Source organism: Streptomyces sp. URMC 126 (genome assembly GCF_051386555.1).
In the GTDB taxonomy this organism is placed as follows: Bacteria; Actinomycetota; Actinomycetes; order Streptomycetales; family Streptomycetaceae; genus Streptomyces.
The window spans coordinates 1-8,503 of sequence record NZ_JBPQTX010000297.1; the positions used below are offsets into that span (position 1 = coordinate 1).

Here is an 8,503-nt window from a genome sequence, read left to right on the forward strand (position 1 = left end):
GAGCCGGCCGGGGAGGGGGCGGGCCGCGCTCACGGACCGCCGACGGGACCTGATGCGTATGCGCTGACGCGCGCGGCCTGACGTGCGCTTGGCCGCCCCGGCCCGGCGCCTGACATGTACGGACCCATCTGCTGCGGGCCTCGCCCGTACTATGGAAGGACTGTGTCCGAGAAGTCCGAGAACCCCGCACGCCACGCCGCCTCCGCCGCGCCAGCGGCCGAGGACGCCCTGGCCGCCGCCGCCCCGGCCTCCGAGCCGACCGCCCAGCCGATCAGTGACGCGGCCGGCGAACCGGCCCCGGCCGAGACCCGCGCTCCCGCCCGGGCCCGCCGGGAGCCGATGTTCCCCGACGGCCCCGCCCCGGACCCGGCCGGCTCGCACCACGAGCGGCGTATCCGCTCGTTCCAGCCGCGCCGCAGCCGCGTCACGACCGGACAGGGCGAGGCGCTGCGCCGGCTGTGGCCGGTGTGGGGCCTCGACATCGACGGGCTGAGCCGGATCGACCTCGGCGAGCTCTTCGGTGACCCGAAGCTGCCGGTGGTCCTGGAGATCGGGTTCGGCATGGGCGAGGCCACGGCCGAGATGGCCGCCGCGGACCCTGGCACGGGCATCCTCGCGTGCGACGTCCACACCCCGGGCCAGGGCAACCTGCTCGCGCTCGCGGAGCGGAAGGGGCTGAAGAACGTCCGGGTCGCCAACGGCGACGCGATCATCCTGCTCCGCGAGATGCTGGCGCCCGACGCGCTGGCCGGCATGCGCGTGTACTTCCCGGACCCGTGGCCCAAGAAGCGCCACCACAAGCGCCGGCTGATCCAGCCCGAGTTCCTGGCCCTGGCGGCGACGCGGCTGGCGCCGGGCGCGCTGCTGCACTGTGCGACGGACTGGGAGCCGTACGCGGAGCAGATGCTGGAGGTGCTGACCGCCAGCTCGGACTTCGAGAACACCCAGGCGGACGGCGGCTTCGCCCCGCGCCCCGACTTCCGTCCACTGACCCGTTTCGAGGGCCAGGGCCTGGACAAGGGCCACGCGGTACGCGACCTCCTCTTCCGCCGCCGCGGCTGACGACCCGGGCGCGGGCTCCGCGGCCCGCACCCGGGAGCCGGTGACGGCCACCGCATAACAGGCCGCCGACGGCGGCGAAACGGCTGCGCCCACGCCCCTGAACGCCACCACCCCGCGTCCCACCACCCGCGCTCGCCCACCCACGGCCATGCCGGCCGCCACCCCGATCACCGCCGTGACGGCCAACGGCCGCGCACTGCCCGCGGGCCCGACCTCCCTCGCCCCCTAGCCCGCGCCCCCTCCCGCTCCCGCCCGGGAGGCAAACCGCTCCACCCGCGCCGCGGGCTTGGCTAGGGTCGTTCAGTGCATGAGTCCCAGCCTCACCCGTCCCCGTCCGCCGACCCGGGCCCGATACCCACGCCCGGGGCCCCTGGGGCACCCGGGATAGCGCCGGGTTTCGGCGCCCTGCCCACTCCGGCGCGCCGGCACTACCGACCGCGTCGCGCTCTCTGGGACAACAAGGCCGTCCGCGCGGGCGCGATCGTCCTCCTCCTGGCCCTCTGCGGCCTGCTGATCCTCGCCTTCGTCCGGGAGCAGACCGGTACACAGGGCTTCCTGGTGGGTCTGGGGCTGGCGGTGCTGCCGGTTCCCCTGCTCATCGCCGCGTTCCGCTGGATGGACCGGGTCGAGCCGAAGCCCTGGAAGGACCTGATCTTCGCCTTCGCGTGGGGCGCCTGCGCGGCCACCCTGATGGCGCTCATCGCCAACAGCTACGCGACCGAGTGGATCAGGAACAGCGTCGACACGGCCCGCCGCGAGGACGTCGGCACCTTCGGCGCGACGTTCGTCGCGCCCGTGGTCGAGGAGAGCGCGAAGGGGGCGGCCCTGCTGTTCCTCTTCCTCTTCCGGCGCCGCGACTTCAACGGCATCGTGGACGGCGTCGTCGTCGCGGGCATCACCGCCACCGGCTTCGCGTTCACCGAGAACATCCTCTACCTGGGCAACGCGTACGCCACCGACCAGAGCTTCGGTGCCTCGGGCTTCTCGACGACGGCGGGCACCTTCTTCGTCCGCGTCCTGATGTCCCCGTTCGCCCACCCGCTCTTCACCTCCATGACGGGCCTGAGCTTCGGCATCGCCGCCGTCCTCCCCACCCGCCGCCGGTTCCTGCGCCCTCTGGTCCCCGTAGCGGGTCTGCTCACGGCCATGGTCCTGCACGGCGTCTGGAACGGCTCGACGTCCCTCCCGGGCCTGGGCTTCCTGGCCGTCTACTCCCTCTTCATGCTCCCGGTCTTCGGCACCCTCACCTGGCTGACGATCTGGTCCCGCCAGAACGAACTCCGCACCGTCAGCGCCCGCCTCCCGGAGTACCAGGCGGCCGGCTGGCTCACCCCGCCGGAGCCACTGGCCCTCTCCTCGATGCGCGCCCGGGCCATCGCCCGAGACGTGGCCAAACGCACCGGCGGCCGCACCGCCGCTCGCACGGTGGCGGAGTACGTCTCCTTCGCCACCTCCCTCGCCTTCCTCCGCCAACGCGCCTACGCGGGCCGCCTCACCCCGGACTTCACAGCCCGAGAACAGGAACTCCTCCACCACCTCTGGCAACGCAAACACATCGCCCAACCCGCCCTGGAACGCGCCTCGATGTCCGTCGCCCGGCCGGTGCCGCCGCCCGTGGGGATGTATCCCGGTCCGATCGCGCCCGGCCCGTACGGCGTGGGGCCGGGATACGGAGCCGAGAACGCCTACCGGCCCACCGGCTTCGCCCAGGCACCCGGCGCCTACGGACCGGGGACGCGGCGTCCTTCCTGACAACGGCGGCGCCGCGAACGCACGGTGCCTGCTCCCCCCCCGATGCCCGGGTCCCGCCGCTACGCTCCCGCGACCGCTCCGGTCGTCTCCGCGGTTCCCGAGGGTGCCGCCTGCTCGGCGGTCGGCGCGTCCAAGGCGGTCCGCCGTGCGATCGTCGGGCTCAGGGCGCCGACGGCGAGGGCTGCTGCTGTGCCCGCCGTGGCGCTGAACCACCAGATGGCGGCGGGGCCGGCGGTGGCGTAGACGGTGGTGCCGAGGGAGAGTGCGGTGAAGCGGGCGGTGCCCCAGGTCCACTGGTAGGCGCCCTGGTAGCGGCCTCGGGCGTGGTCGGGGGCGAGGGCGGCGACGATGGAGCCGGCCACGCCGCCGATGGTGGCCTCGCCGAGGGACCAGAGGACGACGGTCGCGGCGTAGGCCCAGGGGGTGTGGGCGACGCCGGTGAGGGCGACGCCGAGGGCGACGAGGATGCTGCCGGCCACGTAGACGGGGATCTGGCGGAAGCGGGCCAGGACGGTGATGGCGAGCGGCTGGAGGACGACGACCAGGGCCGCGTTGAGGGTGGCCATCAGCCCGAGGGTGGTCGTGGACAGGCCGTCGTCGCGGATCGCGAGGGGCAGGGCGACCTCGGTGAAGGTGTAGATGACGAGCGCGACGTAGAAGAGGGGCAGCAGGGCGCGCATCAGCGGGTCGCGGAGGACGACTCCGTAGCCGGTGCCGCCGCTCTGCGGGGTGGTGGGCCGGGTGCGGCCTGCCGGGAGGAAGGACGCGGCGATCAGCGCGTAGGCGAGGGTGCTCACGATGTCGACGGTGAAGAGGAGCCAGTAGCCCCGGGCCGCCAGGAAGCCGCCCAGCATGCCGGCGATCGCGGTGCCGATGTTGACGGCCCAGTGGAAGAGGGAGAACGCCGCCCGGCGGCGGTCGGGGGTGACCTGGTCGGAGAGGAGCGCGCTCGCGGCCGGGCCGACCATGCTGCCGGCGCCGCTGAGCAGGATGGCGGCGAGGGCCAGGGTGACGGTGTCCGGTGCGGTGAAGAGGAGGCCCTGGCCCGCCGCGGTGCCCAGGAGGCCGGCGATCATCGTGGTGCGGCGGCCGACCCGGTCGGCCAGCAGGCCGCCGAGGGCGGGTCCGATCAGGTTGCCGGCGCCCAGCGCGCCGAGTACGTAGGGGATCTGTTCGGTGGGGATGCCCCGGGAGCCGAGGAAGAAGACGAGGAACGGGGTGACGAGGTAGCCGAGTCTGTTGACGACGGTCCCGGTGAAGACGATCCAGGCGGCGCGGGGGAGCCCGCTGAAGGTGGAGAGCATGCCCTGACTTTCGCCCGGTGCCCGCGCGGCCTCCATTGATTAAGCTCAGGCCGAATGCAACCGGACGACGGGGGTGTCCGTGCTCTCCGAACTCGCTTTTTCCGCCGACGATCTGGCGCTCACCCGCTTCGCGGTCTCACCGATGTGGGAGGTGGTCGCCGGCTTCCGGCTGCTCGTGTCGCGGGCCGCCCACCCTGTGCACCGGCCCTGGACCGAGCAGGTGCGGCACCGGGTGGACGACGCGGGGCTGACGGCCGGGTGGCTGGCCGAGCTCGTCCCGCCGCGGAACTACCTCTGCGACTTCCTCACTCCTTTCCCCGCCGAGCCGGCCCCCTCCCTCGACACCGAGCTGGCGGCCATCCGGGCGACGCCCGCCGCGTCCGTCCGCCGTGACATCGGCAAGCTCGGCCGGGACACCGCGCGGATCCGGGCGCTGCGGGCGGATCCGGAACGGTGGCTGCCGCAGATCACGGAGGAGATCGAGACCTTCTGGGAGCTCGCCCTCGCCCCTTACTGGGCGAAGATCCGCGCCGTCCTGGACGCGGAGGTCTTCCACCGCGCCCGCCAGGTCGCCGAACACGGCGCCGCGCACTTCTTCAACGACCTCCACACCACGGTGAGCTGGGACGACAACACGCTCCGGCTGGTCCGCCGGTGCTGCGTGCTGTCACGGCAGACCGCCGGTCCCGGGCTGCTGCTCGTCCCGTCCGTGTTCGCCGCCGGCGTCCTGACGTGGATGCAGCACCCGGCCCCGCCCCAGCTCGCCTATCCCGCCCGCGGCACCGGCACCCTGTGGGAGCGGCGGCCGGTGGCCCGGTCCGAGGCCATCGCCGCAGTCCTCGGCCGCTCCCGGACCCGGCTGCTGACCGAACTCGCCGCGCCCGCCTCCACGACCGAACTGGCCGGCCGCACCGGCATCTCCGCCGCCGGTGTCTCCCAGCACCTCGCGGCGTTGCGCGGGGCGGGGATGGTCAGCGCGCACCGTGCCGGGCGGTCCGTCCTCTACGCCCGCACGGCCGTCGCCGAGACCCTGCTCACGGCGGCCGGCTGAAGGCTCGTACCCCGGCGCCGCGGCCCGCGCCGGACGGAAGGGCGGCTTCCGCCCTCTCGCCGATCGGGCGCGTATCCGGGCGGGTTAGTGTCGGGACAGACGTACGCGTCTCTTGATGTCTTTGATGCGGAGGTTGCCGCTATGGCAGCGATGAGTGCAGTGACACGAGTTCCGGCGTCCGTGGTGGCCGCGGCCGGGCTCGTCGGGGGGTACACCGTGGCGCGGCTGACCAAGAAGCGGCCTCTCGGCGGGGTCGCCCTCGGCGCGGCCGGCGTGGTGGCGGCCCGCCAGTGGGCCGGCAAGGTTGGCTCCGGCAAGGCCGCCGCCCTGACCGGGCTGTACGTGGCCGCGTTCGCCGGCTCCCACCCGCTGGCCAAGAAGGTCGGCGCCTGGCCGTCCGTACTGGGCGTGGCCGGTACCGTCGCCCTCGCCTCCTGGGGCGTGGAGCGCACGGCGGCGCGCGAGGGCTGAGGGGCAGGCAAGCCGGGCGGGGCGGGCACGAGGGAGAGCCCCTGCGGGCAACCCCTACGGGTACGACGCGGGGGCCGCATCGCAGCAGCAAGCGCAGCGCAGCGCAGCCATGACGCCCCCGCCCCCGCCCGTCGCCCGTTACGCCGACGCCTCCGTCAGCCGCGCCAGCTCCTCCTCCGTCAGCCGCAGGTCGGCCAGCGCCAGCAGCGGCGGCAGCTGTTCGACGGTACGGGCGCTGGCCAGCGGCGTGGCGACCGTCGGCCGGCTCGCCAGCCAGGCCAGGGCCACCGTGGCCACCTCGGCATCGTGCGCGGCGGCGATCTCGTCGAGGACGGCCAGCACCCGTGGGCCGCGTTCCGTCTTCAGGTGCTTGGCGGCGCCTTCCGCGCGGGCGCTCTCGACGGCCGTGTCCGGCCGGTACTTGCCGGTCAGGAAGCCTGAGGCGAGGGCGTAGTACGGAACGGCGGCCAGGCCGTGCCGGGTGGCGACCTCGGCGAGCGGGCCCTCGTAGGTGTCGCGCGAGACGAGGTTGTACTCGGGCTGGATCGCCACGTACTTGGCGAGCCCGGCAGAGTCGCTGAACTCCAGCGCCCGGGCGAGCCGTTCGGGGGTGACGTTGGAGGCCGCGATCTCGCGGACCTTGCCCTCCTTCACCAGGCCGTCGAGCGTGGCGATGTAGTCCTCGACGGGCAGCGACGGGTCGTCGTAGTGCGTGTAGTAGAGGTCGATGCGGTCGGTGCGCAGGCGGCGCAGGGAGCCCTCGACGCCTTCCTTGATGGTGCGCGCGGACAGGCCCTTGGGTTCCGGGTAGCCGGCCCCGACCTTGGTGGCCACCACGATGTCGTCGCGGTTGCGGCGGGAGGCCATCCAGTCGCCGATGATCGTCTCGGACTCGCCGCCGGAATTGCCGGGGGCCCAGGCCGAGTAGGCGTCCGCGGTGTCTATGAAGTTGCCGCCGGCCTCGGCGTAGGCGTCCAGGACGGCGAACGACTGAGCCGCGTCGGCGGTCCAGCCGAAGACGTTGCCGCCGAGGGCGAGCGGGTGGACGGACAGACTGCCGATCTTCCGGGTGTGGTGACGGTGCTTGTCGGTCATGCCCTGTTCCAGCGTGCCGCGCCCGGAGCGTATTCCTCCGGGGATTTTCGTCGCTCCCCCGCGGCCCCTGTCCCCGGCTCCCTACTCATTCATCCGACACCGGCGCGGTCGCCGGCTCACCGCCCGCCCCGGCCCGGAGGGTACTGCTGCTCCAGCGCGGGGTGGCCGGGAGCGGTTCGGGCTGGACGGAAAGCGGGGTGGCGATGTCCTCCAGGGAGCGGCCCTCGGCGCGTACCGCCAGGAAGGCGGCGGTCACCCCGGCCAGGCACATCAGCGTCGCGCCGATCTGGAAGGCCAGCACCGCGTCGCTCACCACGCCCGTGGACGTCAGCTGGGCGAACAGCAGCGGTCCGCTGATGCCGCCGGCCGCCGTGCCCACCGCGTAGAAGAAGGCGATGGCCATGGCCCGCGTCTCCGTCGGGAAGACCTCGGACACCGTCAGATAGGCGCTGCTCGCGCCCGCCGAGGCGAAGAAGAGGACGACACACCAGCAGGCGGTCAGGGTGTTCGCGGTCAGGTGGCCGGCGTCGAAGAGCCATGCCGTGACGAAGAGCAGCGCCCCGGACAGCAGGAACGTCGACGAGATCATCACGCGTCGGCCCACGGTGTCGAACAGTTTGCCGAGGAAAAGCGGGCCCAGGAAATTGCCGAGCGCCATGACCGCGAAGAAGTAACCGGTCCGCGCGGTGGCGACTCCGAAGAACTTGGTGAGAATCTCCCCGAAACCGAAGGTGATGGCGTTGTAGAGGAACGCCTGACCGATGAAGAGGGCGAGGCCGAGCACGGCGCGCCGCCGGTAGTCCGTGAAGACAGTACGGGCGATGGCCCGGAACCCCGTGCGCTTGCGCTGGCGAATGGTGATCCGGCCGGCGGGCGGGGCGAGTTTGATGCCCTTGTCCGCCTCGATGCGCCGCTCGATGGCGTCGACCAGCCGTTCGGCCTCCTCGGCCTTCCCGTGGATGAACAGCCAGCGCGGACTTTCCGGGACCTGGCGGCGCACGACCAGGATGACGAGGCCGAACACCACGCCCAGTCCGAACGTGAGCCGCCAGCCCACATCCTTGGGGAAGACGCGCGTGTCCAGGAGGACGATCGACAGCAGGGAGCCGGCGATGGCGCCCAGCCAGAAGCTGCCGTTGATCATCAGGTCGACGCGCCCCCGGTAACGGGCCGGGATCAGCTCGTCGACCGCCGAGTTGATGGCCGCGTACTCGCCGCCGATGCCGAATCCCGTGAGGAAACGGAAGGCGAAGAACCACCAGGAAGAGTACGAGAAGGCGGTCAGGGCCGTCGCCCCCAGATAGACGGCGAGGGTCACCATGAACAGCTTTTTACGGCCGAACCGGTCCGTCAGCCGGCCGAAGAACAGGGCCCCCAGGCAGGCACCGGACACATAGAGCGCGGCGGCCACACCGGTCACCTGCGCCCCGGTGATGGGCAGTCCGCTCCCCTGTTCGGAGAGCCGTCCCGCGATGTTCCCGACGATCGTGACCTCAAGGCCGTCCAGGATCCAGACCGTGCCCAGCCCGATCACCACAGTCCAGTGCCACCGGGACCAGGGCAGCCGGTCCAGGCGTGCGGGCACGGAAGTGCTGATGGTCGCGGTCGTCACACAATCTGAGTTCCCGATCGCACTCGGAACATTCGCGGCAAATTTCCGGATCGGGGTGCGGCGGACGATCACGGCGCGCGAGCGGCCCTTCGAGCCCCGGCCCCGCGCGGGCGGCTCCGACCGCCGACGGGCGGGGCGGTCGGGACGGGTGGGACG

Annotated in this window: 7 protein-coding genes; 4 read left to right on the forward strand and 3 right to left on the reverse strand. The window is 72.8% G+C overall.

What is annotated here, in order from left to right; genetic code table 11:
* The first annotated feature begins 162 nt into the window (after positions 1-162).
* Complete coding sequence (gene trmB, locus ACSNOK_RS26965) at positions 163-1,062, forward strand: tRNA (guanosine(46)-N7)-methyltransferase TrmB (RefSeq protein WP_436783380.1); 900 nt, start codon at positions 163-165, stop codon at positions 1,060-1,062.
* A 303-nt stretch (positions 1,063-1,365) separates the two neighbouring features.
* Positions 1,366-2,814, forward strand: coding sequence for a PrsW family intramembrane metalloprotease (locus ACSNOK_RS26970; protein WP_436783381.1), 1,449 nt, complete (start codon positions 1,366-1,368; stop codon positions 2,812-2,814).
* 59 nt (positions 2,815-2,873) lie between these two features.
* Here ACSNOK_RS26970 and ACSNOK_RS26975 read toward each other — a convergent pair whose 3' ends face one another.
* Positions 2,874-4,118, reverse strand: a complete 1,245-nt coding sequence (locus ACSNOK_RS26975) for an MFS transporter (RefSeq protein ID WP_436783382.1) — start codon at positions 4,116-4,118, stop codon at positions 2,874-2,876.
* 73 nt (positions 4,119-4,191) lie between these two features.
* Between ACSNOK_RS26975 and ACSNOK_RS26980 the strand changes: the two genes are divergently transcribed.
* The gene (locus ACSNOK_RS26980; RefSeq protein WP_436783383.1) at positions 4,192-5,169 is read left to right on the forward strand and encodes a helix-turn-helix domain-containing protein; all 978 of its coding nucleotides are present in this window, start codon (positions 4,192-4,194) and stop codon (positions 5,167-5,169) included.
* A 150-nt stretch (positions 5,170-5,319) separates the two neighbouring features.
* Positions 5,320-5,640 (forward strand): hypothetical protein, encoded by a 321-nt coding sequence (locus ACSNOK_RS26985; protein ID WP_436783384.1) that lies wholly within the window; start codon positions 5,320-5,322, stop codon positions 5,638-5,640.
* 138 nt (positions 5,641-5,778) lie between these two features.
* On the opposite strand, the gene ACSNOK_RS26990 is transcribed toward ACSNOK_RS26985, so the two are convergent.
* Entirely contained in the window at positions 5,779-6,735 is a 957-nt protein-coding gene (locus tag ACSNOK_RS26990; RefSeq protein WP_436783385.1) for an aldo/keto reductase, read from the reverse strand.
* 85 nt (positions 6,736-6,820) lie between these two features.
* Complete coding sequence (locus tag ACSNOK_RS26995) at positions 6,821-8,365, reverse strand: MFS transporter (protein ID WP_436783386.1); 1,545 nt, start codon at positions 8,363-8,365, stop codon at positions 6,821-6,823.
* Positions 8,366-8,503: the final 138 nt, after the last annotated feature.

What these genes read in the sequence shown, in the direction of transcription:
- ACSNOK_RS26975 (WP_436783382.1), bottom strand. Translation starts at nt 4,118, where the DNA reads ATGCTCTCCACCTTCAGCGGGCTCCCCCGCGCCGCCTGGATCGTCTTC.
- ACSNOK_RS26985 (WP_436783384.1), top strand. Translation starts at nt 5,320, where the DNA reads ATGAGTGCAGTGACACGAGTTCCGGCGTCCGTGGTGGCCGCGGCCGGG.
- ACSNOK_RS26990 (WP_436783385.1), bottom strand. Translation starts at nt 6,735, where the DNA reads ATGACCGACAAGCACCGTCACCACACCCGGAAGATCGGCAGTCTGTCC.